The sequence below is a fragment of the Bradyrhizobium sp. 45 genome, assembly GCF_023073155.1.
Lineage (GTDB): Bacteria > Pseudomonadota > Alphaproteobacteria > Rhizobiales > Xanthobacteraceae > Bradyrhizobium > Bradyrhizobium canariense_D.
The window spans coordinates 626,425-650,093 of sequence record NZ_JADPIX010000122.1; the positions used below are offsets into that span (position 1 = coordinate 626,425).

Annotated in this window: 21 protein-coding genes; 10 read left to right on the forward strand and 11 right to left on the reverse strand. The window is 64.7% G+C overall.

Going from position 1 to position 23,669, the window contains the following annotated elements; genetic code table 11:
- Positions 1-222 precede the first annotated feature (222 nt).
- Positions 223-1,179 (forward strand): alpha/beta hydrolase, encoded by a 957-nt coding sequence (locus IVB42_RS23320; RefSeq protein ID WP_247299345.1) that lies wholly within the window; start codon positions 223-225, stop codon positions 1,177-1,179.
- A gap of 108 nt (positions 1,180-1,287) precedes the next feature.
- Here the strand turns inward: IVB42_RS23320 and cycA are convergent, their stop codons facing one another.
- On the reverse strand, positions 1,288-1,683 hold the full coding sequence (gene cycA, locus IVB42_RS23325; protein ID WP_018453422.1) for a cytochrome c-550 CycA: 396 nt from the start codon (positions 1,681-1,683) through the stop codon (positions 1,288-1,290).
- A gap of 273 nt (positions 1,684-1,956) precedes the next feature.
- On the opposite strand from cycA, the gene IVB42_RS23330 reads away from it, so the two are divergent.
- Positions 1,957-3,450 (forward strand): FAD-linked oxidase C-terminal domain-containing protein, encoded by a 1,494-nt coding sequence (locus tag IVB42_RS23330; protein ID WP_018453423.1) that lies wholly within the window; start codon positions 1,957-1,959, stop codon positions 3,448-3,450.
- Between the two features lie 53 nt (positions 3,451-3,503).
- On the opposite strand, the gene IVB42_RS23335 is transcribed toward IVB42_RS23330, so the two are convergent.
- On the reverse strand, positions 3,504-3,839 hold the full coding sequence (locus tag IVB42_RS23335; protein ID WP_026232528.1) for an antibiotic biosynthesis monooxygenase family protein: 336 nt from the start codon (positions 3,837-3,839) through the stop codon (positions 3,504-3,506).
- Between the two features lie 214 nt (positions 3,840-4,053).
- On the opposite strand from IVB42_RS23335, the gene IVB42_RS23340 reads away from it, so the two are divergent.
- The 4 genes from IVB42_RS23340 to IVB42_RS23355 all read left to right on the forward strand — a co-directional run bounded on the left by IVB42_RS23340 (position 4,054) and on the right by IVB42_RS23355 (position 8,484).
- On the forward strand, positions 4,054-5,292 hold the full coding sequence (locus tag IVB42_RS23340) for an FAD-binding protein (RefSeq protein ID WP_018453425.1): 1,239 nt from the start codon (positions 4,054-4,056) through the stop codon (positions 5,290-5,292).
- Positions 5,289-6,611: a glycolate oxidase subunit GlcF gene (gene glcF / locus IVB42_RS23345; protein WP_018453426.1), complete on the forward strand. Its 1,323-nt coding sequence runs from the start codon at positions 5,289-5,291 to the stop codon at positions 6,609-6,611. Before IVB42_RS23340 ends, glcF begins: the two co-directional genes overlap by 4 nt.
- A gap of 99 nt (positions 6,612-6,710) precedes the next feature.
- Positions 6,711-7,064, forward strand: a complete 354-nt coding sequence (locus IVB42_RS23350) for a histone (RefSeq protein WP_083926345.1) — start codon at positions 6,711-6,713, stop codon at positions 7,062-7,064.
- Positions 7,065-7,479: 415 nt separating this feature from the next.
- Positions 7,480-8,484: a TorF family putative porin gene (locus IVB42_RS23355; protein ID WP_026232529.1), complete on the forward strand. Its 1,005-nt coding sequence runs from the start codon at positions 7,480-7,482 to the stop codon at positions 8,482-8,484.
- Positions 8,485-8,727: 243 nt separating this feature from the next.
- Here IVB42_RS23355 and IVB42_RS23360 read toward each other — a convergent pair whose 3' ends face one another.
- Positions 8,728-10,491, reverse strand: coding sequence for an ABC transporter ATP-binding protein/permease (locus IVB42_RS23360; RefSeq protein ID WP_018453429.1), 1,764 nt, complete (start codon positions 10,489-10,491; stop codon positions 8,728-8,730).
- A gap of 312 nt (positions 10,492-10,803) precedes the next feature.
- Between IVB42_RS23360 and IVB42_RS23365 the strand changes: the two genes are divergently transcribed.
- A complete protein-coding gene (locus IVB42_RS23365) occupies positions 10,804-12,468 on the forward strand; it encodes an L-lactate permease (RefSeq protein ID WP_026232530.1) in 1,665 nt (554 codons plus the stop codon).
- A 138-nt stretch (positions 12,469-12,606) separates the two neighbouring features.
- On the forward strand, positions 12,607-13,005 hold the full coding sequence (locus tag IVB42_RS23370) for an META domain-containing protein (RefSeq protein ID WP_018453431.1): 399 nt from the start codon (positions 12,607-12,609) through the stop codon (positions 13,003-13,005).
- A 196-nt stretch (positions 13,006-13,201) separates the two neighbouring features.
- Here the strand turns inward: IVB42_RS23370 and IVB42_RS23375 are convergent, their stop codons facing one another.
- The 3 genes from IVB42_RS23375 to IVB42_RS23385 all read right to left on the reverse strand — a co-directional run bounded on the left by IVB42_RS23375 (position 13,202) and on the right by IVB42_RS23385 (position 16,684).
- The gene (locus tag IVB42_RS23375) at positions 13,202-14,413 is read right to left on the reverse strand and encodes a hypothetical protein (RefSeq protein WP_247299347.1); all 1,212 of its coding nucleotides are present in this window, start codon (positions 14,411-14,413) and stop codon (positions 13,202-13,204) included.
- 200 nt (positions 14,414-14,613) lie between these two features.
- Positions 14,614-16,245 (reverse strand): chaperonin GroEL, encoded by a 1,632-nt coding sequence (gene groL / locus IVB42_RS23380; protein ID WP_018453433.1) that lies wholly within the window; start codon positions 16,243-16,245, stop codon positions 14,614-14,616.
- A gap of 142 nt (positions 16,246-16,387) precedes the next feature.
- The gene (locus IVB42_RS23385) at positions 16,388-16,684 is read right to left on the reverse strand and encodes a co-chaperone GroES (RefSeq protein ID WP_007596954.1); all 297 of its coding nucleotides are present in this window, start codon (positions 16,682-16,684) and stop codon (positions 16,388-16,390) included.
- Between the two features lie 313 nt (positions 16,685-16,997).
- Here IVB42_RS23385 and IVB42_RS23390 point away from each other — a divergent pair, with 313 nt between their 5' ends.
- A complete protein-coding gene (locus IVB42_RS23390; protein WP_018453434.1) occupies positions 16,998-17,519 on the forward strand; it encodes a hypothetical protein in 522 nt (173 codons plus the stop codon).
- A 249-nt stretch (positions 17,520-17,768) separates the two neighbouring features.
- Here IVB42_RS23390 and IVB42_RS23395 read toward each other — a convergent pair whose 3' ends face one another.
- Positions 17,769-18,548, reverse strand: coding sequence for a protein phosphatase CheZ (locus IVB42_RS23395; RefSeq protein ID WP_018453435.1), 780 nt, complete (start codon positions 18,546-18,548; stop codon positions 17,769-17,771).
- Positions 18,549-18,862: 314 nt separating this feature from the next.
- On the opposite strand from IVB42_RS23395, the gene IVB42_RS23400 reads away from it, so the two are divergent.
- Positions 18,863-19,663, forward strand: coding sequence for a L,D-transpeptidase (locus tag IVB42_RS23400; protein WP_018453436.1), 801 nt, complete (start codon positions 18,863-18,865; stop codon positions 19,661-19,663).
- A gap of 73 nt (positions 19,664-19,736) precedes the next feature.
- Here IVB42_RS23400 and IVB42_RS23405 read toward each other — a convergent pair whose 3' ends face one another.
- The 4 genes from IVB42_RS23405 to hisG all read right to left on the reverse strand — a co-directional run bounded on the left by IVB42_RS23405 (position 19,737) and on the right by hisG (position 23,667).
- Positions 19,737-20,549 (reverse strand): DUF2076 domain-containing protein, encoded by an 813-nt coding sequence (locus tag IVB42_RS23405; protein ID WP_018453437.1) that lies wholly within the window; start codon positions 20,547-20,549, stop codon positions 19,737-19,739.
- Positions 20,550-20,685: 136 nt separating this feature from the next.
- Positions 20,686-21,531 carry a ChbG/HpnK family deacetylase gene (locus IVB42_RS23410; protein WP_018453438.1) on the reverse strand — a complete coding sequence of 282 codons (846 nt, stop codon included), beginning with the start codon at positions 21,529-21,531 and terminating at the stop codon, positions 20,686-20,688.
- The gene (locus IVB42_RS23415; protein WP_018453439.1) at positions 21,528-22,589 is read right to left on the reverse strand and encodes a glycosyltransferase family 2 protein; all 1,062 of its coding nucleotides are present in this window, start codon (positions 22,587-22,589) and stop codon (positions 21,528-21,530) included. The genes IVB42_RS23410 and IVB42_RS23415 overlap by 4 nt, the downstream gene beginning before the upstream one ends.
- A gap of 100 nt (positions 22,590-22,689) precedes the next feature.
- Positions 22,690-23,667, reverse strand: a complete 978-nt coding sequence (gene hisG / locus IVB42_RS23420; RefSeq protein ID WP_018453440.1) for an ATP phosphoribosyltransferase — start codon at positions 23,665-23,667, stop codon at positions 22,690-22,692.
- Positions 23,668-23,669 lie beyond the last annotated feature (2 nt).

The following is a 23,669-nucleotide window of genomic DNA, read 5'->3' on the forward strand; positions in this document are numbered from 1 at the left end:
ACCATGGCGATTATAAGGAAGCCGCGATGACGAGTGCATGAAGCTGTTTCGAAGCCTGCGTGCTCCGGGGAGCAGTATTGATTTCATTGCGTTTTTCTCGCTTGAATTATGCACATATCCACAGCCCCGGCATTTCAAGTGGAGCGCGGGGGCTCCCCGGGCGAAACTGCCGGCCGCAAGCCACGTAACTGCCCTGTGCCTTGGGTCGCCCGGATTCCGTCCATGATCGTGATGTCAGTCGTGACCGCGCTGGTTGTGCTGGCGCTGGTCACGCAGGCCGGCGTCCTCGCCGTGCAACGCGCCTTTCCACCGCAGGGCCGGATGATCGAGGTCGAGGGTGCCGTGCTTCACCTCGTCGATATCGGCCCGCGCGATTCGGGCCTGCCGATCGTGATGCTGCACGGCGCGAGCTCCAACCTCGAGGCAATGCGGCGGCCGCTCGGCGATCTCCTCGCCAGGAACCATCGCGTCATCCTGATCGACCGTCCCGGCCACGGCTGGAGCACGCGGGCGCGGCGGCAGGATTCGACGCCGGAGGTCCAGGCGCGAATGATCGATGAGGCGCTCGGCAAGCTCGGGATCGATCGCGCGGTGTTCGTGGTGCATTCCTGGAGCGGCGCGCTCGGCGCGCGGCTGGCGCTCGATCATCCCGGCCGCGTCGCGGGCCTTGTGATGCTCGCGCCCGTCACCCATCCTTGGCGCGGCGGCGTCGGCCGCTACAACGAGATCATCGCAACGCCCGTAATCGGCCCGCTGTTCGCCTACACCATAACCCTCCCGCTAGGCTATTTCCTGAGCGAGTCCGGCGCGCGCAACGTCTTCCTGCCGCAAACGATGCCGGACGGTTTCGTGCAGGACTCCGCGACGCCGTTGCTGCTGCGCCCGCGCGAGTTCATCGCCAATGCCTATGATCTGGTGTCGCTGAAGCAGGCGGTGGCTGCGCAAGCTCCGCGCTACGGCGAGATAACGGCGCCGGTCACGATCATCGCCGGCGAACCCGACAAGACGGTAAAGACCGCCATTCACGCCCGCCCGTTCGCCGCCACCGTGCAGAATGCCAAGCTGATCGTGCTGCCTGATCTCGGCCACATGGTGCAGAACGCGGTGCCCGATCTCGTGAAGACAGAGATCGAGACGATGATCGGGAAAATCGTCCCGGCGCAGGCGACCGCCGATTAGAGCGTTTTCGAGCGAAGTGGATGCCGGTTCGCGTGAAGAAAACGCGTCAAAACGAGAAGCTGGAGCTTCGGTTCAGAACCGAAGCTCCAGCGGCCGCCGTTCCCGCGCTTACTGCTTGATCTTTCCGTCTTTGTCGAACTGCGACACGTAGGCCCAGAGATTGTTGATCTCGGTCTCGTTCTTGATGCCGGCGAACGCCATCTTGGTGCCGGGGATCTTGGCCTTGGGGTCCTTGATGTATTCCTTGAACACGGCCTCGTTCCAGGTGATGCCGGAATTCTTGTTGGCGTCGGAGTAATTGTAGTCCGGCGCGGTGCCGGACTTGCGGCCGTCGAGGCCGTTGAGCTCGGGGCCGACCTTGTTCTTGGCGCCTTCGCCGATCGCGTGACAGGCCAGGCATTTGTTGAACGACGACTTGCCGGCCGCGACGTCCTGCGCCATCGCGGCGGGTGCGGTGGCAATCGCGGTGAGGATGGTCAATGCGCCAAAAATCAGTTTTGTCATCGGGTGCTCTTCGTCTCTTCCCTGGGGGCTGGTCAGTTGCATGCCTGATCGGCAACGGTCGGACCTGCCGGTTTTGGCAGGCCTGCTCGGATTGGACAAGCCGCCAAACCATGGCAGGTTTCACGATTTCCTACTTGTCCCAGAGCGAACTCGCGCAGGATCGTCGATCCGACTTTCGGACGGCCTACCCAAACCACCGCGGACGTGGTTGATTTACCGCGACAAATCGATCATGCGGCCTTGGCCGGAAGGATATGCCATGAAGGAAATGTTATGGCCATCATGATGCCCGCGAGCGACCAGGCCGTGCTCGCGCGCCGCGCCGAGATCGTGGCTGCATTGCGCGCAATCGTGCCGGGCGAAGGCGTGATCGACAGCGCCGCCGAGATGCGGGCCTATGAATCCGATGGGTTGACGGCCTATCGGCAGCCGCCGATGGTCGTTGTGCTGCCCGACACGACCGAGCAGGTTTCGCTGGTCCTGAAATATTGTGCAGGGCAGGGCATCAAGGTGGTGCCCCGCGGCTCCGGCACCTCGCTGTCCGGCGGCGCGCTGCCGCTGGAAGACGGCGTGCTTCTGGGCCTCGGCAAGTTCAAGCGCATCCGCGAGATCGATTTCGACAACCGCGCCGTCGTCACCGAACCCGGCGTCACCAACCTCGCGATCAGCCAGGCCGTCGCCCATGCTGGGTTCTACTACGCGCCGGATCCGTCATCGCAGATCGCCTGCTCGATCGGCGGCAATGTCGCGGAGAATTCCGGCGGCGTGCACTGCCTGAAATACGGCATGACCACCAACAACGTGCTCGGCTGCGAGATCGTGCTGATGAGCGGCGAGATCCTGCGCATCGGCGGCAAGTCGGCGGAAAACTCCGGCTACGATTTGATGGGCGTCATCACCGGCTCGGAAGGCCTGCTCGGTGTCATCACCGAGATCACGGTGCGCATCCTGCAAAAGCCGGAGACGGCGCGCGCGCTGATGGTCGGCTTCGCGCAAGTCGAGGCGGCCGGCGAATGCGTGGCGCGCATCATCGGCGCCGGCATCATTCCCGGCGGCATGGAGATGATGGACAAGCCCGCGATCCACGCCGCGGAGGCCTTCGTCCATGCCGGCTATCCGCTCGATGTCGAGGCCCTCCTCATCATCGAGCTCGACGGTCCCAAGATCGAGGTCGACGAGCTGATCACGCGGGTCGAGACGATTGCGAACGCTTGCGGCTCGACCACCTGCCAGATCTCGACCTCGGAAGCCGAGCGCAATCTGTTCTGGGCCGGCCGGAAAGCCGCCTTCCCCGCCGTCGGCCGCATTTCGCCCGACTATCTCTGCATGGACGGCACCATCCCCCGCGGTGCGCTGCCGAAGGCGCTGGCGCGCATCCGCGAGCTCTCGGAAAAGTACCAGCTTGGTTGCGCCAACGTGTTCCATGCCGGCGACGGCAATCTGCATCCGCTGATCCTCTACGATGCCAACAAGCCCGGCGAGATCGAGCGCGCCGAAGCCTTCGGCGCCGACATCCTGCGCGCCTGCGTCGAGTTCGGCGGCGTGCTCACCGGCGAGCACGGCGTCGGCATCGAGAAGCGCGATCTGATGCCGGAAATGTTCAGCGAGATCGACCTCAACCAGCAGCAGCGTCTGAAATGCGCCTTCGACGCGCAGGGCCTGCTCAATCCCGGAAAGGTGTTTCCGACCCTGCACCGCTGCGCCGAGCTCGGCCGCATGCACGTCCATGCCGGGAATCTGGCATTCCCGGACATCCCCCGGTTCTAGGCGCTTGCGCCGATGGAAGGGCTTGCGATGCACGCCTCTTTCCTCGGCAATGCCTACAGCAGTCCGTATTGCGCCCGCTCGCGCTTCGCCAGCAGCGGCAGGGCTTCGCCAGCGATCCAGGTCTTGAAATGCGCGCTCTCCTGGTGCGCCTTGAATGCCGCCTCGTCGCGGAACAGTTCGTAGAACAGGAACTGGGCCGGATTGTCCTTTGCGCGCGAGATCAAGAACAGCTTGACGCCGTCCTCGCGCTGGGCCTCCGGCAGGAAGCGGTCGAGGATCGCGGCGATCTTGTCGGCCTCGCCCGGCTTCGCTTCCCATTGCGCGACGACGAGCAGGCCGCCGCCGTCGACGGCGTCGCTGAGCGATTTCTGCGTGGCATAGTGGTTCATGATGTCGTCTCCGTCGGTTGGTCTCTCGGTGCAGATTTGTAGCGATCGGCTGTCGGCTTTGGTTCGCCGGTGATCGAAGTGTCGATGTCGTGAATGCTTCGATGAGGATCGAATCTTGGCCGTGGCTCCGAGGTCGAGCCGGATCGCGCGGCAATGGCCGCTGTCGTCACGCTGCATTTGATTTTGGCGGCGAATTTCGCTACCGCCTTTGCCCGTGGATACGCTCAAGGTACGAGACGCCAAAGACGTCGAAGAGGTGGTGCGCGCGGCGATTGCCAATGAGCAGCCGCTCGAGATCATCGGCCATGGCTCCAAGCGCGGCATCGGCCACGCGATGGCGACCAACGCCGTGCTCGACGTCTCCGCGCTGAATGCCATCACCGGCTACGAGCCCAACGAACTCATTGTCACGCTCCAGGCCGGGGCGCCGCTGGCCGACGTGCTGTCGCTGATCGATGCCAAGAACCAGCAATTCGCCTTCGAGCCGATGAACACCGCGCCGCTGCTCGGCACGCCCGCGCTCGGCACCATCGGCGGCATGATCGCGGCTGGCCTGGCCGGTCCGCGCCGGATCAAGGCGGGCGGCGCGCGCGACCATCTGCTCGGGGCGCATGCCGTCTCCGGTTTCGGCGACAGCTTCAAGACCGGCGGCAAGGTGGTGAAGAACGTCACCGGCTACGACCTCTGCAAGCTTCTCGCCGGTTCCTGGGGCACGCTGTCGGTCATGACCGAGGTCACGCTGAAAGTGATGCCCAAGCCGGAGGCCGAGCGGACGCTGTTGCTGCGCGGGCTCGACGATGCCGCCGCCAACAAGGCAATGACGGCGGCGCTCGGCTCGCCTTTCGATGTCTCCGGGGCCGCGCATCTGCCGACATCGGCGTTCCGGACCGAGATCGAAGGTCTCGGCGATATCGCAGGCCAGGGCGAGGCGCTGACCGTGCTGCGGCTCGAGGGCATTGCCGCCTCGGCCGCCCACCGTGCCGGCTCGCTGCGCGAATTGCTGGCGCCGTTCGGAACCGCAATTCTCGTCGAGGACACGGCGTCAGCGGCGCTGTGGACCACGATCCGCGACGTCCTGCCGTTCGCGGCCAGTGGCGCGCTGGGGGCCTGGCCGGTCTGGCGGATCGTCTGCCCGCCGGCGTCGGGCGCGGCGCTCGGGACCCTGCTGGCGCGCGAGACCGGTGGCGACGTGATCTACGATTGGGGTGGTGGACTGATCTGGGCGGCGGTGCCACCGAAGCCGGACGCGCATGCTCGGGCCGTGCGCGAACGTACGAATGCCGCCGGCGGGCACGCCACGCTGATCCGGGCGGCCGAGGACATCAGGCGCGCGATCGATGTATTCCACCCGCAAGCCCCTGGCCTTGCCGCGTTGAGCGAGCGGGTCCGCGCCAGTTTCGATCCGAAGACCATCCTCAACCGGGGGCGGCTGACGCGAGGCACTGCCGCATGAAGACCGAATTTTCACTCGCGCAGCTCGCCGATCCCGACATCGCGGAAGCCGACAAGATCCTGCGCGCCTGCGTCCATTGCGGCTTCTGCACCGCAACCTGTCCGACCTATGTGCTGCTTGGCGACGAGCTCGATAGCCCGCGCGGCCGCATCTATCTGATCAAGGAGATGCTGGAGAAGGACCAGACGCCGACGGCCGAAGTGGTCAAACATGTCGACCGCTGCCTGTCGTGCCTGGCCTGCATGACGACCTGCCCCTCGGGCGTGAATTACATGCATCTGGTCGATCAGGCCCGGGTCAGGATCGAGCAGCGTTACGAGCGGCCGCTCGCCGAGCGGCTGCTGCGCCGAGTGCTGGCCTTCGTCCTGCCGCACCCGCAGCGTTTCCGCGCCAGCATGTGGCTGGCGCGGCTGGCCCGCCCGCTGGCCGCGTTCCTGCCGACGCCGCGGCCGTCGGCGACGCCCGGCCTGGTTCTGCGCCTCAAGGCGATGCTGGCGCTGGCGCCGGACCGGCTGCCGCCGCCCGGGCCCGCCGCCGGCAGTGTGTTCGCGGCACTCGGCAAGAAGCGCGGCCGGGTCGCGCTGCTCCAGGGCTGCGCCCAGCAGGTGCTGGCGCCGCGCATCAACCAGGCCGCCATCAGTCTCCTCACGCGCCACGGCATCGAGGTCGTCCTTGTCAGGGACGAGCAGTGCTGCGGCGCCCTGACCCATCACCTCGGCGACGATCAGGACGCATTGGCACGGGCTCGCGCCAATGTCGCGGCGTGGCGCGCGGAAGCGGCCGGCGAGGGGCTCGACGCCATCCTGGTGACGGCGTCAGGCTGCGGCACCGTGATCAAGGACTACGGCTATCTTCTGCGCGAAGACGCTGCGTTTGCCGCCGATGCGGCGAAGGTCTCTGCGCTCGCCAAGGACATCACTGAATACGTCGCCGGCCTTGGACTCGCGGCCACGACGCGACAGGACAACATCGTCGTCGCTTATCACTCTGCGTGTTCGTTGCAGCACGGGCAGAAAATCACGGGCCTTCCGAAAGAATTGCTTTCCAATAACGGATTCGTGGTGAAAGATGTGCCGGAGAGCCATTTGTGTTGCGGTTCGGCGGGGACTTACAACATTCTCCAGCCCGAGCTTGCGGGCCGGTTGCGCGATCGCAAGGTCGCCAACATCGCGAGCGTCAAGCCGGACATGATTGCCGCAGGCAATATCGGCTGCATGGTGCAGATTGCCAGTGGCACGTCAGTTCCGGTCGTACACACGATTGAGCTTCTCGATTGGGCTACGGGCGGGTCGCAGCCGGCATTGAACGCGCAAGACTGAGCTTTCGAAGACTAAGCTTTCGAAGGCTGAGCTTTCGTCCGGAGATAACGGCTGAAGACACCCGATCGACCATTGTTCGGCGGCAACAGGAGGATCACGATGGCGAAAGCGAAGAAGAAAAAAAGCAAGAAGGCCAAAAAGGCCAAGAAGGCAGTAGCGGCGAAGAAGACCTCAAAGAAGGCAGCCAAGAAGTCCGCGAAGAAATCCGCGAAGAAGTCTGCCAAGAAGGCTCCAAAGAAATCTGCGAAGAAGGCCGCGCCAAAGAAGGCCGCTAAGAAGGCTGCGCCTAAGAAGGCCGCCAAGAAGGCTGCGAAGAAAGCGGCGCCGAAGAAGGCGAAGGCAGCTCCGAAGCCGTCAACGCCGGCAGCTCCGGCTCCCGAGCCTGCCGCCGAGACAAGCTGGGCGATGCCTTCGTCTTCTGCGGACACGACACCGGCCGAAGGACAAGGTTAGGCCCAAGGTCAGGCCAAAGGCTGGATCCAATCCGACGACCATGATCGGCAACAGGAAGGCCGCAGCCGGCGATGCTGCGGCCTTTTTGCATCGGCGCGTCGGCGCGCGGGGATGATCTCGTCGGGAAGCAGCCTGATTCGTGGCACGGGCAGCACGGTACCGCCGGACCCGTACTAACGCGGGCCTCCCAGTGCACTTTGGAATGCAAATAATGTGATCGAGAAGACACACGGGCTGACAACCTTTCGTGGAATCGTCAGAACGCCCAAAAAGTCGGCAGATGCCCGCGTTTTTTGCTTCACGGTTTGCCTCACCCCATCCAGATTGCCGCAGTTACGAAATTTGCAATCAGGTCGAGCGTTCCGGGGGCTTCCGGGATCCGGCTGGGGTCTTAGAACTGGTGATGGGGATCGAAATGAAAAAAGTGGCTTTGTTGGCAACGGCGCTGGCAATGGTGACGGGCTCGGCTTTCGCGGCAGACATGCGAGTGAAGGCACTGAAGGCCCCGCCGGTGGTCGCGTTTGATCCCTGGGATATCGCCTTCGGCGGCGCCATCATGAGCGACTACATCTTCCGCGGCGTCACGCAGTCGAACCACAAGCCGTCGGTCGCGGCCTATTTCGAGCCGCGCTACAACGTCAACAAGGACCTCCAGCTCTACGTCGGCGTGTCCGCCGAGAGCATCTCCTTCGCCAATCGCGCTGCTGCTGAAGTCGACATCTACGGCGGTATCCGCCCGACCTTCGGCGCCTTCGCCTTCGATATCGGTGTCTGGGGCTACCTGTATCCGGGCGGCAGCTGCGCCGACAACGTGCTCACCGGCGGCATTCCGGGCGGCAACGTCTGCGGCGTCAGCACGACCACTATCTTCCTCGCCGACGGCAACGTCATGAAGAAGGACGTCAGCTTCGTCGAAGTCTACGGCAAGGTGAACTACACCATCAACGACAGCTTCACGGTCGGCGCGACCGAGTACTACTCGCCGAACTTCCTGAACTCGGGTGCCTGGGGCAACTACGCTTCGTTGACCGCCAAGTACACGGCGCCCAGCACGGCCTTCGGTGCTTCCGGCATGGGCATGTACGTCTCGGGTGAGTTCGGCCGGCAGTGGTTTGGTACTTCGGACGCCTTCTACGGCACCGGCGTCGGCACCGTTTTCGCCAACGGTATCCCCTACAAGGACTACAACACCTGGAACATCGGCATCGGCTTCACCTACAAAGTGTTCACGCTGGACCTGCGTTACTCCGACACCGACCTGAACAAGGGTGATTGCAACGCCTTCACCAGCGCCTTCAACGCCACCGGCACCACCAACGTCACCGCGATCAATCCGGGCGGTGCTGGCTCCAACTGGTGCGGCGCGGCCGGCATTGCCAAGCTGTCGTTCGACCTGACGGCCATGAGCAACCTGAAGTAAGCTTCTTCCCGAAGCGACTTGATGAGGGCGGCAGGGCAACCTGCCGCCCTTTTGCTTTGGGGCTTTGGGGCGTAGGCCAGGGGCCCGCATGGTTCGAGACGGCCGCCTCCGGCGGGCTCCTCACCATGAGGGGTCACAGATCTCACCGCGAGGACAGACCTCATCCTGAAGGCCGAAAAAGGCGGGCGTCTCGAAGCACGGCCGCAACCAAGGGCCATAGCCTCAGAGCTTCGTCGGGCCGTCTCAGCGTGCCGCGCTCGGCTCCTTCTCGACCGGCACACCACCGTCACCGAGGACGTGGATCGCGCCGTGCTTCACCATCGTCACCTTGCGGGTATGGAAGGCTTCCAGCGTCGAGCGGTGGCCGATCGAGACGAGGGTGGCCTGTGGCAGCTTCTCCGCCAGCAGCCGGTACAGGCGGGCCTCGGACGGCTCGTCCAGCGAGGCCGTGGCCTCGTCCAGGAACAGATAGTCCGGCGCGTGCAGCAGCGCGCGGGCGAGCCCGAGGCGCTGCTGCTCGCCCAGCGACAGCATCCGGTTCCAATGACCGTCCTCCTCAAGCCGCTCGGCGAGGTCGGGCAGGCCGACCGCGATCAGCGCGTCCCTGACGCGTGCAGTTTCAAATGCGCCCGGCGCGGCCGGATAGACCACCGCGTCGCGCAACACGCCGACCGGGAAATAGGGGCGCTGGGGCAGCATCATCAGCTTCGCTTTTTCCGGGACGAAGATGGTGCCGGTGCCGAACGGCCAGATGCCGGCGATGGCGCGGAACAGCGTCGACTTGCCGGAGCCCGACGGTCCGGTCACCAGCACGCGCTCCGGCGTCTGGACGGAGAAGGCGTCGGTGGCGACCAGCGGCGTGCCGCTCGGCAGGTTCACGCAGAGCTGTTCGAGGGTGATATTGCGATTGCCGCCGGCGGCCTTGAGGGCGATCGCAGGCTCGTGCGGCGGCAGGTGCGCGGCCGCATCGACCGACATCTCGAAGCCGTCGAGGCGGGCGACGATCGAGCGCCATTCCGCCAGCGATCGGTACGCCGTGACGAAGAACGACAATGCGCCCTGTACGCTCGAGAAGGCGGAGGCGGTCTGCATCATGTCGCCAAGCTGGATCTTCTTGGCGAAGAAGGCCGGCGCCACCAGCACGTAGGGAAAGATCACGGCGGCCTGCTGATAGCTCGCGGTGAACGCGGTGAGGCGCTTGGTGCGGCTCATGATGGCATACCAATTGCCGATCACGAAGCCGAAGCGGTCCAGCAGCCGGCCGCGCTCGGCGCCTTCGCCCTTGAGCAGCGCGATCTGCTCGGAATTCTCGCGGACGCGGACGAGGTTGAAGCGGAAGTCGGCCTCGAAGCGCTGCTGCTCGAAATTGAGATTGACCAGCGGGGCACCGATCCAGTGCGTCAGCGCGGTGCCGAAGATCGCGTAGACCAGCGCGCCCCAGCACAGATATCCGGGGATCATGAGGTCGGCGCCGAACAGGTGCAACGGCGCAGCGTTGGAAAGCCCCCAGAGGATGATCACGAAGGAGAACAGCGTCACGATCGACGAGAGCAGGCCGAGCCCGATGGTCAGGGTCTGCTCGACGAAGTTCTTGACGTCCTCGGTGATGCGCTGGTCCGGGTTGTCGGCCGCATCGCCCTTAAGCTGCATGCGGTAGTGGGTGGCGCCTTGCAGCCATTCGCCCAAATAGTGCCGGGTCAGCCATTGCCGCCAGCGGATCTGGAGCCACTGGTTCAGGTACAGCTTGTAGACCGCCAGCGCGATGAAGGCGGAGGCGAGGCCGATGAAGATCCAGATCTCCCTGACGAAGCTATCCCAGTCACTTGCCTGCAGTGAGCTGTAGAACCGGTTCTGCCATTGATTGACCAGGACGTCGATCGCGACCAGCGCCAGCTCCATCGCGATGACTGCGGCAAGCAGGCCGCGGCCGGCCCATTTGTCCTCCGACCGGAAATAGGGGGCGGCGATTCGCCAGACGATCGCGAGCGTGGCGCTGATGTTCTTCACAGAGCTCTGTCTCCTGAGGGATGTGCACAACTGCCCGGGGCCAAAGACTTGGGACGACGGCGGAAATCGGCGCGCTTAGACTAAAGTCGCAAGTCCTGCAATTTGCGTTGGCTTGTCGCAGCTTGCAACCCTAGCATGGGGCTCGACGGCGCGGGGTGGGGGCCTTCGGGATTTCGCGAGCTTGTGAGCGGACGGGAACCGCTGCATTCGCGAGGAATTCGCGTCCAGCTCGGGGGTTATCGCTTCAGCGTCAAGCAGGATCGGCTGTCCACGCGGGCCGCCTGCAGCACACATGCGTGGGGGAGGAAGATCATGTGGAATCAAGTTTATGACCCGTTGCACAGCCCCGTGCTGTCGACGATCGCGGCGGCAGTCCCTGTCGTCACATTGCTGGTCCTGATCGCGAGCGGACGGGTCCAGGCTCATATCGCAGCGGTCATCGCTGTGATCGTGGCCAATTTGATCACGATCTTCGTCTTCACCATGCCGGCGAACATGTCGATCCGCGCCTCGGTGCTGGGCATCGTCACCGGGTTCTTCCCGATCGGCTGGATCGTTCTCAACGTCATCTTCCTCTACCAGGTGACGGTGAGCACCGGGCGCTTCGAATTGCTCAAGCGCGCGGTCGGCGGCGTCACCGAGGACCGGCGGCTGCAATTGCTGCTGATCGCGTTCTCGTTCGGCGCCTTCTTCGAAGGCGCCTCGGGCTTCGGCACGCCGGTCGCGATCACGGGCGCCGTCCTGATCGGCCTCGGCTTCTCGCCGCTTGCAGCAAGCGGCCTGTCGCTGATCGCCAACACCGCGCCGGTCGCTTATGGGGCGCTGGGCACGCCGATCCAAGGCCTTGCCTCGGTGACCGGGCTTGATCCCTACATCCTCGGCGCGATGGTCGGCCGGCAATTGCCGTTCTTCTCGCTGATCGTGCCGTTCTGGGTGGTGTGGGCGTTCGCGGGCTGGAAGGGCATGAAGGACGTCTGGCCGGCGATCCTGGTCACCGGCGTGTCGTTCGCGGTCCCGCAATTCGTGATCTCGAACTACGTCAATCCCTGGATCGTCGACATCGGGGCGTCGCTGATCTCGATGGGGGCGCTGATCCTGTTCCTGAAGGTCTGGCAGCCCAGGCAGCTCTGGCTGTCGCCGGCGCTGCGCGGCCGCGATGAATCGGCCGCCACCATGGCCGCGGCAAAACCGATGGACAAGACGCCGCTGACGCAGAGCGAGCTGTTCAGCGCGCTGCTGCCGTGGATCATCGTCTGCATCGTGATGCTGATCTGGGGCAATGGTGGATTCAAGACCTGGGCGAACTCGATCTTCACCTGGAACTATCCCGTTCCCGAGCTGCATCAGATGATCAACAAGATGCCGCCGGTCGCGCCGGGGCCGACGAAAGAGAGCGCGGTGTTCGGCTTCACCTATCTCTCGTTCACCGGCACCGGCATGCTGATTGCGGCGATCATCTCAGGCTTCCTGATGGGCGTCGGTCCTGGCCGGCTCTTGACGGAATACGGGCGCACCATCCGGCTTTGCGCGATCTCGCTGATCACGATCTCGGCGATGCTCGCGATTGGCACGCTGACGCGGCTCTCCGGCGTGGACGCGACGCTCGGTCTCGCCTTTGCTGCAACCGGCGTGCTCTATCCCTTCTTCGGCACGCTGCTCGGCTGGTTGGGCGTGGCGCTAACGGGATCGGATACCGCTTCCAACGTTCTGTTCGGAAATCTTCAGAAGATCACCTCCGAGCAGCTTGGTCTGTCGCCGATCCTGATGGCTGCGGCGAACTCGTCCGGCGGCGTGATGGGCAAGATGATCGACGCCCAGTCGATCGTGGTCGCGTCCACCGCGACGAATTGGTACGGGCACGAGGGCACGATCCTGCGCTTCGTGTTCTGGCACTCGATCGTGCTGGCCTCGTTGGTCGGCGTGTTCGTGACGCTGCAGGCCTATGTCTGGCCGTTCACGGCGATGGTCCTGAAGTAGCAGGCCACGCCCGGCTTCAAGCCAAATCCCCGCGAGGTTGCTCCTCGCGGGGATTTTTGCGTGGCCCATGGGCGAACCTTCTCAACGGCGCCGCCGTCTTATAGAAGGTGCCGCAAATCACGTCGGTCGAGAGGTCTCATGGTTTCGTTCAGGCAGATGGTGTGTGCGGCGGTTGCAACGCTCGCGATGTCCACGCTCGCGCGTGCGGAGGACGGTTTTCCGTTCGGCACCGAGATGACGCTGGAGGCGCTGCCGCAGCCGGGCTCGAAGCGGATTCCGAACATCGAGATCGGCGACAATGGCGAAGTCGTGCTGGAGCTCTGGTGCAAGGGCGGCAAGGGCCAGTTCTCGGTTGCCGGCAACACCGTGATCTTCGTCCCCGGCCAGATCCAGGACCGCTCCTGCCCGCCGGCAAGGGCCCAGGCCGACGACGATCTCGTTGCAGCCCTGGGCAGTGTCGAGACCTGGAAGCGCCAGGGTGACGTGCTCACGCTCGTCGGCCCCAAGCCGCTGCGCTTTCGCGTCAACGGCAATTAGCCCCTGCTGTCATTCCCCGCGACCCGGCTACGCCAAGGCTTCGCCGGGGTTGAGGTCCAGGGGCGCCGAAGCTTTAGCACAGGCGGCAGGCGGGGAATCCAGTACGCCGCGGCTTCTCGATTCATCAAAACCTTCTCGGAGTACTGGATCGCCCGGTCAAGCCGGGCGACGACCGAGAGTTGATATGCGGGCTACATCACTTCCACACCGACTTGTCGGCGTCCCAGCGCTGGCCTTTCAGTTCCTTGGTGAGCGCCTCGACCGAACCGTTGTCGTCGGGCTGATCGCCTTCCTCGTCCGCGGTCGCTTCGTCCGAGAGATTGAGCTTGGCGCCGCTGCTCTCGTCAGTGGTCGTGGTCGCGGGACTCCCGATCCAGAGCATGAGCTTGTCGGTCGTGCCGGGCTTGTCGGGCGAGACGAGGCCCGCGACCTCGATCGTGTCGGTGAGCTCGAGCGCGGGAAAATCCTGGTTCGGTCGCTTGAACACCAGCTTGAGCTTGCCGGTCGCCGGGTTGAAGCTTTGCGAGACCGGCTTTGCCGCGAGCGTCCTGCTCAGCACGCCAGCCACCGCGGCCGCGAGCTTGTCGCGGTTGATCTTGTCGCCCTCGCGCCAATCGGCGGCGGCAATGCGGATGGTGCGGTCCATCTCGGTCATGCCCGCGGTCCAGCCCGCGGCGGTGACGCCGGGCGTCGCCTTGAATTTCGCCAGCAGCGCGCCGGCGCGCTCCGGATCGACCGACATGTTGATGGTCTGCTCGCCCGCGCGCAGCGCGTCGCAGCCGACGGTGAGACTCGCCAGCGTCACCTCGACGTCCTGGCCCTTCAGGCTCTTCAGGAACTCGGTCGCGGCATCCAGCTTGACCTTGACCGCGATCGCTTCCGGCGAGACGTCGGTGAAGTCCTTCGGCTGCGGCGTGATGCCGTCGTCGGAGGTCTGGTTGTCGAGGAATTCCTTCTCGCTGAGATCGGAATTGTCGGGCGAGGTGACCTCGGTCACGGTCTGGCCAATGCTGATCTGGCCGCGGAATTCGAACGTGTCTCCGGCCTGTTTGCGCAGCAGCTTGACTGTGACCGGCGCCTTCGCGCCGAGGCTCTGCGTCGTACCCGTCAGGTTCTGGCCCGCGACCTGGAGATTGACGACGAAGCGGTCCTTGCGGTCGGAATTCTTCGCGACGGGATAGCAGACGTCGAGCACGGCTGCGGTGACGGTCTTGCCCTGGCGTGTCTCTTTCAAGATCACGTCGGCATTGCCGTCCATCAGCCCGTCGATCGAGGTGAAATAGCGCGTCTCGACGCCGCCGGGCGCCGTGGCCTTCGGCGCCAGCTTCATCTGGGCGGATGCGACCTCTGGCGAACCTGCAAGCAGAGCCGCCAGAACGGCCGTGGAGCAAAACACAAGCGCGCGCATCGACGAAATCCCCGGGCAAAGTGGGCATGATCCGGAAAGTGTGAAGCGGTTTTCCGACGAGATCAGGCCCAAACAATTCGAATCGGCCGTCACCGTAGTGGGTTTTGGCCGCCGGTTGAATTGGAAAGCACGGGCCATGATCGGCAAAAAGAAGGCCGCCCGGAGGCGGCCTTCGCAGCACTGTCAGGCGAGGTTCGGCCTTAGAAGCCGCCCATACCGCCACCGGCCGGCATGCCGGAGGCGGCTTCCTTCTTCGGCGACTCCGCGACCATGGCCTCGGTGGTCACCAGCAGACCGGCGATCGATGCGGCGTCCTGGAGCGCGGTACGCACCACCTTGGCGGGGTCGATGATGCCCTTCTCGACCATGTCGACATACTCCTCGGTCTGGGCGTCGAAGCCGAAGGTCTCGGACTTGTTCTCCAGGATCTTGCCGACGACGATCGAGCCTTCCACGCCCGCGTTCTCGGAGATTTGGCGGATCGGGGCTTCCAGTGCCTTCAGCACGATGTTGATGCCGGCCTGGACGTCGGCATTGGCGTTGGTCAGACGGCCGACCGCCTTCTTGGCGCGGAGCAGCGCGACGCCGCCGCCGGGGACGATGCCTTCCTGCACCGCGGCGCGAGTGGCGTTGAGCGCATCCTCGACGCGGTCCTTCTTCTCCTTGACCTCGATCTCGGTGGCACCGCCGACGCGGATCACCGCGACGCCGCCTGCGAGCTTGGCGAGGCGCTCCTGGAGCTTCTCACGGTCGTAATCCGAGGTGGTTTCCTCGATCTGGGCCTTGATCTGGCCGACGCGGGCCTCGATCTCCGGCTTCCTGCCGGCGCCCTTGACGATCGTGGTGTTCTCCTTGTCGATCACAACCTTGCCCGCGCGCCCAAGCATCTTCACCGTCACGCTCTCGAGCTTCATGCCGAGGTCTTCGGAGATCAGCTGGCCGCCGGTGAGGATCGCGAGGTCCTCGAGCATGGCCTTGCGGCGGTCGCCGAAGCCCGGCGCCTTGACGGCGGCGACCTTCAGGCCGCCACGGAGGCGGTTGACGACCAGGGTGGCCAGCGCCTCGCCCTCGACGTCCTCGGCGATGATGACGAGCGGCTTGCCCGACTGCACCACGGCTTCCAGCACGGGCAGCATGGCCTGCAGGCCGGACAGCTTCTTCTCGTGCAGGAGGATGTAAGCGTCCTCGAGCTCGGCCGTCATCTTCTCGGGGTTGGTGACGAAGTAGGGGCTGAGATAGCCGCGGTCGAACTTCATGCCCTCGACGATGTCCACCTCGGTGTCGAGTGACTTGTTCTCCTCGACGGTGATGACGCCCTCGTTGCCGACCTTCTGCATCGCCTGCGCGATCATCTTGCCGATGGCGGCATCGCCGTTGGCCGAAATGGTGCCGACCTGGGCGACCTCGGAGGAGGCGGCGACCGGCTTGGCGCGCTTCTCGATGTCCTTGACGACGGCCGCGACCGCGATGTCGATGCCGCGCTTGAGGTCCATCGGGTTCATGCCGGCGGCAACCGACTTGGCGCCTTCGCGGACGATGGACTGGGCCAGCACGGTCGCGGTGGTGGTGCCGTCGCCGGCGAGGTCGTTGGTCTTGGAGGCGACCTCACGCACCATCTGGGCGCCCATGTTCTCGAACTTGTCCTCGAGCTCGATCTCCTTGGCGACGGTGACGCCGTCCTTGGTGATGCGGGGCGCGCCGAACGACTTCTCGATGAGCACGTTGCGGCCTTTCGGGCCGAGCGTCACCTTGACGGCGTTGGCGAGAATATCGACGCCGCGCAGCATGCGTTCGCGCGCGTCTCCGGAAAACTTGACGTCTTTGGCAGCCATGGTCTGCAATTCCTCTTCTTCGTGATGTGTCTTGCTAATTGGGTCGCCTCATTCCGGGGTCCGCGATCGAACCCGGCGGAATGATGCATGCCCGGATCGAGTGACCCGGGCATGCATTCAGCGGCCGTTCAGGCGTCTGGCCTTAGGCCATCACGCCCATAATGTCCGACTCCTTCATGATCAGGAGCTCATCGTTGTCGATCTTGACCTCGGTGCCCGACCACTTGCCAAACAGCACACGGTCGCCGACCTTGAGGTCGATCGGGATCAGCTTGCCGGCCTCGTCGCGACCACCGGGGCCGACGGCGACGACTTCGCCCTGGGACGGCTTTTCCTTGGCCGTGTCCGGAATGATGATGCCGCCCTTGGTCTTTGACTCGGCGTCGATACGTTTGACCACGACACGGTCATGCAGCGGACGAAATTTGGATTTAGTCATGACGTTTCCCTTTGGAGGCTCGCTTCGGAAGGAGAGGAAGTGGGCGGGCGGCGCTTCCGTCCACCCTTCCCGAGGATCGATCGGCGCGCGTTAGCAATCCATCTTTCAGAGTGCTAATGGTGCGCCCGGGAATATGGCTTGGCCGCGATCCTGTCAAGCAAAGGTGGTTAAGCGATTGGTGAGACGGATATAGGATGGTGACATTGGAAACTTGTTCGGGGTGCCGGCGTATTAAAGGACGTCATTGCTCCGGCAGCGGTTTTGCGCTTGGCTGCGTAAGGGGTGCGGCCATGGTTTTGTCCGGGGGAATGCCATGATCAGTTCAGCTCACGCGCGCACGGTCGCCAATCTGGCGGCGGCTTCTTGCCTGGCGCTGCTGCTTGGTGCCTGCGGCGGCGGCATGAGCCTGCCGTCCTTTTCTTCGTCCTCACCGCCCCCCGAGGCCGAGCCCGGCACCGGTCCGGAAATGCCCGCGTCGATCCGCGCCGACGAGATCGTCGGGCGCTGGGGCCTGGCCTCGTTCCAGAACCCGGCCGACCGCGCCCGCACCGAGGCTGCCGCCCGGGCCCAATGCAAAAATCCTTACGTGATCACGGCCGGCTCCTCCGGCGGCGTGATCATGCATCTGGCCGACCAGGCAACACCGCAGGAGCTGCGCCTGAAGGGCTCGCCGAGCGGCAAGAACTATATCGGGCCGGCAGGTCCGACGCCCGGCGACCAGGACCGCGAGATCGTCTCCTTCGACGGCCGCGTCCTCATCACCCGCTTCATCGACAAGGACGCCGCCACCCGCTACGGCAACATGGTCTACGTCCGCTGCGCGCCGAGGGCGTAGTCTCTATCCTTCGTCATGCCCCGCGACCCGGCTACGCCAAGGCTTCGCCGGGGTTGAGGTCCAGGGGCGCCGAAGCTTTAGCGTAGGCGGCAGGCGGACATCCAGTACGCCGCGGCTTCTCGGCTCAATCATTGCCGTCTCTGGAATACTGGATCGTCCGCCTGCGCGGACGATGACAGCGGGGGACGATAGACAACAAAAAAACGCCGGCTTGCGCCGGCGTTTCGTTATTCAGAGCGTCGCGTCCGTTCAGTCGAACAGCGCGTCGATGTCGTCCTGCGAGGCGTGGCCGACGTCGCCTGCGAGCTTCGGGCCGTTGAGAAGCTTGTCGTCATCGCTGCGGGTGTCGACCTGCGGCACGACGTGGGACTTGATCGCGTCGACGCCGCCCCAGATTTCCATCATGGAATTGATGTGCTGCTCGATGAACTTCATCGTGCTCATGACCTTGCTGATGCGCTGACCAGTCAGGTCCTGGAAGTTGCAGGCTTCGAAGATCGAGATGACGCGTTCCTGGATATCGTCGGCGAGCCGCTTCTGCTGATCGGCCGATTGCACCTTGGCCATCGCGCTGGCCGCCTGGTCGATCGACTCGGCGGCTTCGAGGATCTGCTGGGTCGCCTGTTCGGTACCGCCGACGACCGCGCCGAGCTCGCCATTGACCTTGGCCATTTCGCCGCCGTCGAAGCTCTTGCCATGCAGTGTCGCGATCTCGCGCTTGGTGCGGTCGATGGCGTCGTGGATGAGGTCGAGCTCGACCTTCAGCTTCTCGCACTGCTCGATCTGCGCTCGGTAAGTATCGAGCATGGTACGGGCTTCCGAGAGCTCGTGGGCGGTGGAGGCGTCGATCGCCGCCATGGCGGCGCTGCCGGACAACGGCGCGGTGCCCTTCGCCATCTGCGTGCGGATCGCACGCAACTCGGCCATGATCTCGCTATGCATCGGCGCAGCCTCCTCAATCATTTCGGGGCTGGGCATCTCGCCGACAATAGCCTCCTCGACACGAAAACGTTTGCGGTGAATAGCCATCAAGAACTCCCCCCACCTCACTCACGCGTCTTTGTAGGCAGAAGCGATTTAACACGAAGTTCACAGCCGGAACTGTCGTACGGCTGTGCGCGACGGCTTGCAAACGAGCGATTAACCATGCGTGCGCGGCGTTCATCGAAAATAAACGCTGATCGCCAAATTGCGCCGCTGCCGACGACGTGGTGAATCGAAATGGCGTTTCCGTTTACCAAACAAAACGGCTTTTGCTCTTTATTGACCACGTCGCGGGTGCGGATCAGCCATCACCTCGCCACGACGCATGTGATCTAGACGAAACAGTACAGAGTACGTCGATGTTCAAGAAAATGTCTGTTGCGCTGCTTGGCAGCGCTTGCACCTTCCTTGCCGGCGTCAACAGCGCCAGCGCCTTCGACAATAGCGTGCCGAACGATCCGCCCGCGGTGCTGTACCAGCCGCAGGTGCCGCCTGCGCCGGTTCGCGTCGCGTCCAATTCGAACATGGGCGGCGGCTTCATCGAGTTCATCTTCGGTGACGGGCCCGGTCGCGGTCCGGCCTACGCTCCGCAGCAGCCGGTGTATCAGCAGCAGCCGGGTTATTATGACCAGCGCCGCCTGCCGCCGATGGGCGAACCGCAGATGCAGGACGCAGGTCTCCAGCAGGAGGCGGTCGACCCGCGGCAGCGTCAGTTCGATCCGAAATTCGAGAAACAACTCGTTGACTATAGCGGCAACGAAAGCGCCGGCACGATCGTGGTCGATACGCCGAACAAATTCCTCTACCTCGTCGAGGGCAACGGCCGCGCGATGCGCTACGGCATCGGCGTCGGCCGCCCCGGCTTCACCTGGTCCGGCGTGAAGTCGATCACGGCCAAGCGCGAATGGCCGGCCTGGACGCCGCCGGCGGAAATGATCGCGCGCCGTCCTGACCTGCCGAGGCATATGGAAGGCGGCCCCGAAAATCCGCTCGGTGCGCGCGCGATGTATCTCGGCTCGACGCTCTACCGTATCCACGGCTCCAACGAGCCTTGGACCATCGGTACCAACGTCTCCTCGGGCTGCATTCGCATGCGCAACGAGGACGTCATCGATCTCTACGGCCGCGTCAACGTCGGCACCAAGGTCGTGGTGATGTAGGCGCATAGCGCTCGGAACCAAAAACGGCCGCCTCATCGGCGGCCGTTCTCGTTTGGAGCAAGGATAAGAAGCGTCAGGCGTAATCGCTGCCGCCATCATCTCCGCCGCCGAAATCGCCGTCGTCGGCGAGGTCGACATTGCCGCCGTCATTGTCGTTCTGATCGTTGTAATTCTGGTCGTCGTTCGAAGCGTGGTCGGCGAAGCCCTGCCGGGAAGCATCGCCGCGGTTCGAGCCGATGTCGTCGAGGCCGGCATCGCGCGCGAGCGAGCCGCCGGACTGATCGCTGCCGGTCCAGGGGCTGCGATCGCCCAGGGCATTGGTGTCGCCGAAGGCCTGCTGATGCGATCCGCCCATCATGCCGCGGATGCTGGAGAGCAGCAGCGAGCCGCCGACGACGCCGGCCGCGGCGGCCGCCGCCGTGCCGAGGAACGAGCCACCGCCACCGCCGATCGGCGGCGCACCATAGCCCTGACCCGGTCCTTGGCCGTAGGCCTGCCCGTACGGTGGTTGGCCATAGCCCGGCTGGGGCTGCTGCATCGCCTGGCCGCTGTTCCATACCGGCCGCGAGTCACGCGGCGGCACGTTCGGAACCGAGCCGCGCGACGGGCCCCCGCCGAATAGCGTGTCGCGCATGGTGTCCAGGAAACCGCCGGACTGCGCCTGCTCGGGCGCCTGCGCCGCCTCCAGCTCTTGGATGCGGTTGTGAGCACGCTTCAGCGCCTCGTCCTGCAACAGCACGGTCTGCACCAGCGCATAGATGGCGCCGGGCGCCTTGCGCAGGCCGTCGGAGATCGCGGCGATCGCGTCGGGATCGCGCGGTGCATTTTCCAGTTTCGAAAGCCGGTCGAAAAGCTCGTCGACGAGCTGGCGTTCCTGCGGCGTCATGGTCAGTCTCCCTCGCGCAAAACAAGCGCGAGGCAGATGTAGGGTTCCATTGTGGCCCCAACAGTGCCGGCTGGATTAAATTTCGGTATGCGACAAGCTGCCCCGCGGGGCGGCTTTCTCGCAAACTTCGCCGGTTTTACCCCAGCGTGACGCCGCTGTCCGTCAGCAGGCGCGCAAAGGCATCGCCGGCGAGATAGGAGTGCTCGCGTTCGCGGACATCCGTCATCGGGTCGAGCCCGGTGAGAATTTCGTCGACGAAGCCGGGATGACACATCACGAGGCCGCCATCCGGCAGGCCTTCGAGAAATTGCCGCATCAGCTCGCCGAAATCGGCCGCCCGCGTGAAATCATAGGCGCCGGCGAAGCCGGGATTGAAGCTGAGGCCCGCGCTGACGGCACGGCGGCGGAATTGCGCGCTGAGAATGTCGAGCACCATGGCTTTCGGTGAGGCCAGCCGCTGCATCAGCGGCAGGTCGCGGCCGCCCTGGCGCACCCAGGCTTTTGGCGCGACTTCGCTCACCGCATCGACAAAGCCGTCGCGCACCTGCGGGTAGAGCTGCACATGCTGATGGCCGTCGACGAAGTCAGGCGCGCGTCCGAACGCTTTCGCGAAGGCTGCCAGCTGCGCCTTGACCTCGTTGCGAAAGAACTCGCGGTCGAGCCTTCGCGCAAGACCCGCGCGCAGCAGCTTCGGAAACGGGAGAAACATGTCGCCGTCGAGCGGACGGAAATGCATGGTGAGCGGCCGGAACGGTGCCGACAACGTCACGTGCAATCCGATCGCGCAGCGTGGGCTCGCTTGCGCTGCCGCCTGGAGCGCTTCGATCTCGCTGCGCTCGACCGCAGGTCCCACCATCATCACCGAGGTAGCGTTGAGACGGCCGCGTTCGATCAGGTCGCGGATGGCGCGATTGACGCCCGGGCTGATGCCGTAATCGTCGGCGCAGAGCCAGATCCGCCGCAGCGGCGCGGCCGCGCTCATTCGGCCGCCGTCCTCTTCGAGGCGTCCAGGCTTGAAGCGTCCTGGGCCTTCTCGGTTTCGAAATGCTTTTCACTGTGCTCGGCGACGAAGTAGATCGGGCGCGCCTTCAGCTCGGAGAGGATCTTGCCGATATATTCGCCGACGATGCCGATCATGATGAGCTGCACGCCGCCGATCGTCATCAGGCCGATCACGAGTGAGGGATAGCCGGGCACCTGCTTGCCGGTGGTCAAGACCTCCCAGAGGATCGACAGACCGAACAGGAACGCTCCGCCGGCGAGGATCACGCCGAGCAGGCTGGCGAAGCGCAGCGGCGCCACCGAGAACGAGGTGACGCCTTCGATCGAAAGACCAAGCAGGCGTGCGGCGCTGAAGGTCGTCACGCCATGGGTGCGCGGCGCGGGCTCGTAATCGACGCGGATCTGGCGGAAGCCGATCCAGCTCGCGAGGCCCTTGAAGAAGCGGTTGCGCTCGGGCAGCTGCCTCAGTGCTGCGACCGCGCGCGGCGACAGCAGGCGGAAGTCGCCGGCGTCTTCGGGAATCTTCTGGCGCGCGCCCCAATTGATCAGCGCATAGAAGCCGCGCCCGGCGAGCCGCCGCAGGAAGGGCTCGTTGTCGCGATGCGCCTTGGCGGTATAGACGACGTCGTAGCCGTCCTCGATCCAGTGCCGCACCAGTCGCTCGACCAGCGACGGCGGATGCTGGCCGTCGCCGTCCATGAACAGCACCGCGCCGAGCCGGGCATGGTCGAGGCCAGCCATCAGCGCGGCCTCCTTGCCGAAATTGCGCGACAGCGACACCACCTGGACGTCGACCGCGTCGGCCGGCAGCGAGCGGGCGATCGACAGCGTCGCGTCCGCGCTACCGTCGTCGACATAGACGACCTCGCAAGCCAAGCGATAGCGCTGCCGCAAGGTCTTTGCGAGATCGCAGATGCGCTGGTGTAGGGCGGCGAGGCCCGCGGCTTCGTTGTAGAGCGGGACGACAATCGACAGCCCCTTCGCGGCGGCGCTTGCCGCGTTGGTCGTCATGCCGGAAACGTCAGAGCCCAGCGTCATCGATCAAGGTTCCAGAGGCGTTCAAGGTCATCTCAACAGCATATGGTAGCTGCCGTTTGCTGTCGCTACGCTGAACGGAATTGCTCAACAAACTTTGGGCTCACTGCCGCAGGAACGCCTCGAGCCTGGCGAACAGCGGGTTCTCCCGGTCGAACACGTAATCCAGCGAAACCACCGAGACGGTCTCGGCGCCATGCCCGCGCAGGAAGCTCGCGAGTGCATAGAGCTGGCCCGGCGGGCAGTGCAGCGTGAGCATGCCTGACGAGGTCGGTCCGCCGAACGGGGCTTCGACGCCGAAGCGCTCATGGGCCTCGGTGAGCATGGCCGCGTCGCACTGGCGGAAGCGGGTGCGGACTTCGCGGTATTTGTTGGCCCGCGCCCGCGCCGCGATGTGATCGAGGATGATTCGCGCGGTCTCCCGCGCTTGCGGCGACCAATCGGCGTCCCTTGAGGCGACCAGATTGGCCTGGCTGCGCAGGATCACGCCGTCGTCGAGCACCCGCAATCCGTTGGCGGCGAGCGTCGCGCCGGTCGTGGTGATATCGACGATCAACTCGGCGCTGCCGGCGGCCGGTGCGCCTTCGGTCGCGCCCGTGCTTTCGACGATGCGGTAATCGGTGATGCCTTGGCTCTGGAAGAAGGCGCGGGTGAGATTGATGAACTTGGTTGCGACCCGCATCCGCATGTGATGCTGCTCGCGGAAGCCGGTGGTGACGTCGTCGAGGTCGGCCATGGTGCGGACGTCGATCCACGCCTGCGGCACCGCGACGACGACGTCGGCATAGCCGAAGCCGAGGCCTTCGATCAGGGAGACGCGCTTGTCGGCGTCCGCGATGGTCTCCCGCACCAGATCCTCGCCAGTGACGCCGAGATGCGCCGAGCCGCGGGACAGTTGCGAGGCGATTTCGCTCGCCGAGAGATAGGCGACCTCGACATTGTCGAGGCCAGCGAGCGTGCCGCGATAGTCGCGGGCGCCGCCCGCCTTCGACAGCTTCAGCCCGGCGCGGGCGAAGAAGGCCTCGGTATTTTCCTGAAGGCGGCCCTTGGACGGAACGGCCAGAACGAATGGCGCGCTCATGA

What these genes read in the sequence shown, in the direction of transcription:
- IVB42_RS23320 (WP_247299345.1), top strand. Translation starts at nt 223, where the DNA reads ATGATCGTGATGTCAGTCGTGACCGCGCTGGTTGTGCTGGCGCTGGTC.
- cycA (WP_018453422.1), bottom strand. Translation starts at nt 1,683, where the DNA reads ATGACAAAACTGATTTTTGGCGCATTGACCATCCTCACCGCGATTGCC.
- IVB42_RS23330 (WP_018453423.1), top strand. Translation starts at nt 1,957, where the DNA reads ATGGCCATCATGATGCCCGCGAGCGACCAGGCCGTGCTCGCGCGCCGC.
- IVB42_RS23335 (WP_026232528.1), bottom strand. Translation starts at nt 3,839, where the DNA reads ATGAACCACTATGCCACGCAGAAATCGCTCAGCGACGCCGTCGACGGC.
- glcF (WP_018453426.1), top strand. Translation starts at nt 5,289, where the DNA reads ATGAAGACCGAATTTTCACTCGCGCAGCTCGCCGATCCCGACATCGCG.
- IVB42_RS23350 (WP_083926345.1), top strand. Translation starts at nt 6,711, where the DNA reads ATGGCGAAAGCGAAGAAGAAAAAAAGCAAGAAGGCCAAAAAGGCCAAG.
- IVB42_RS23355 (WP_026232529.1), top strand. Translation starts at nt 7,480, where the DNA reads ATGAAAAAAGTGGCTTTGTTGGCAACGGCGCTGGCAATGGTGACGGGC.
- IVB42_RS23365 (WP_026232530.1), top strand. Translation starts at nt 10,804, where the DNA reads ATGTGGAATCAAGTTTATGACCCGTTGCACAGCCCCGTGCTGTCGACG.
- IVB42_RS23370 (WP_018453431.1), top strand. Translation starts at nt 12,607, where the DNA reads ATGGTTTCGTTCAGGCAGATGGTGTGTGCGGCGGTTGCAACGCTCGCG.
- IVB42_RS23375 (WP_247299347.1), bottom strand. Translation starts at nt 14,413, where the DNA reads ATGCGCGCGCTTGTGTTTTGCTCCACGGCCGTTCTGGCGGCTCTGCTT.
- groL (WP_018453433.1), bottom strand. Translation starts at nt 16,245, where the DNA reads ATGGCTGCCAAAGACGTCAAGTTTTCCGGAGACGCGCGCGAACGCATG.
- IVB42_RS23385 (WP_007596954.1), bottom strand. Translation starts at nt 16,684, where the DNA reads ATGACTAAATCCAAATTTCGTCCGCTGCATGACCGTGTCGTGGTCAAA.
- IVB42_RS23390 (WP_018453434.1), top strand. Translation starts at nt 16,998, where the DNA reads ATGATCAGTTCAGCTCACGCGCGCACGGTCGCCAATCTGGCGGCGGCT.
- IVB42_RS23395 (WP_018453435.1), bottom strand. Translation starts at nt 18,548, where the DNA reads ATGGCTATTCACCGCAAACGTTTTCGTGTCGAGGAGGCTATTGTCGGC.
- IVB42_RS23400 (WP_018453436.1), top strand. Translation starts at nt 18,863, where the DNA reads ATGTTCAAGAAAATGTCTGTTGCGCTGCTTGGCAGCGCTTGCACCTTC.
- IVB42_RS23405 (WP_018453437.1), bottom strand. Translation starts at nt 20,549, where the DNA reads ATGACGCCGCAGGAACGCCAGCTCGTCGACGAGCTTTTCGACCGGCTT.
- IVB42_RS23410 (WP_018453438.1), bottom strand. Translation starts at nt 21,531, where the DNA reads ATGAGCGCGGCCGCGCCGCTGCGGCGGATCTGGCTCTGCGCCGACGAT.
- IVB42_RS23415 (WP_018453439.1), bottom strand. Translation starts at nt 22,589, where the DNA reads ATGACGCTGGGCTCTGACGTTTCCGGCATGACGACCAACGCGGCAAGC.
- hisG (WP_018453440.1), bottom strand. Translation starts at nt 23,667, where the DNA reads ATGAGCGCGCCATTCGTTCTGGCCGTTCCGTCCAAGGGCCGCCTTCAG.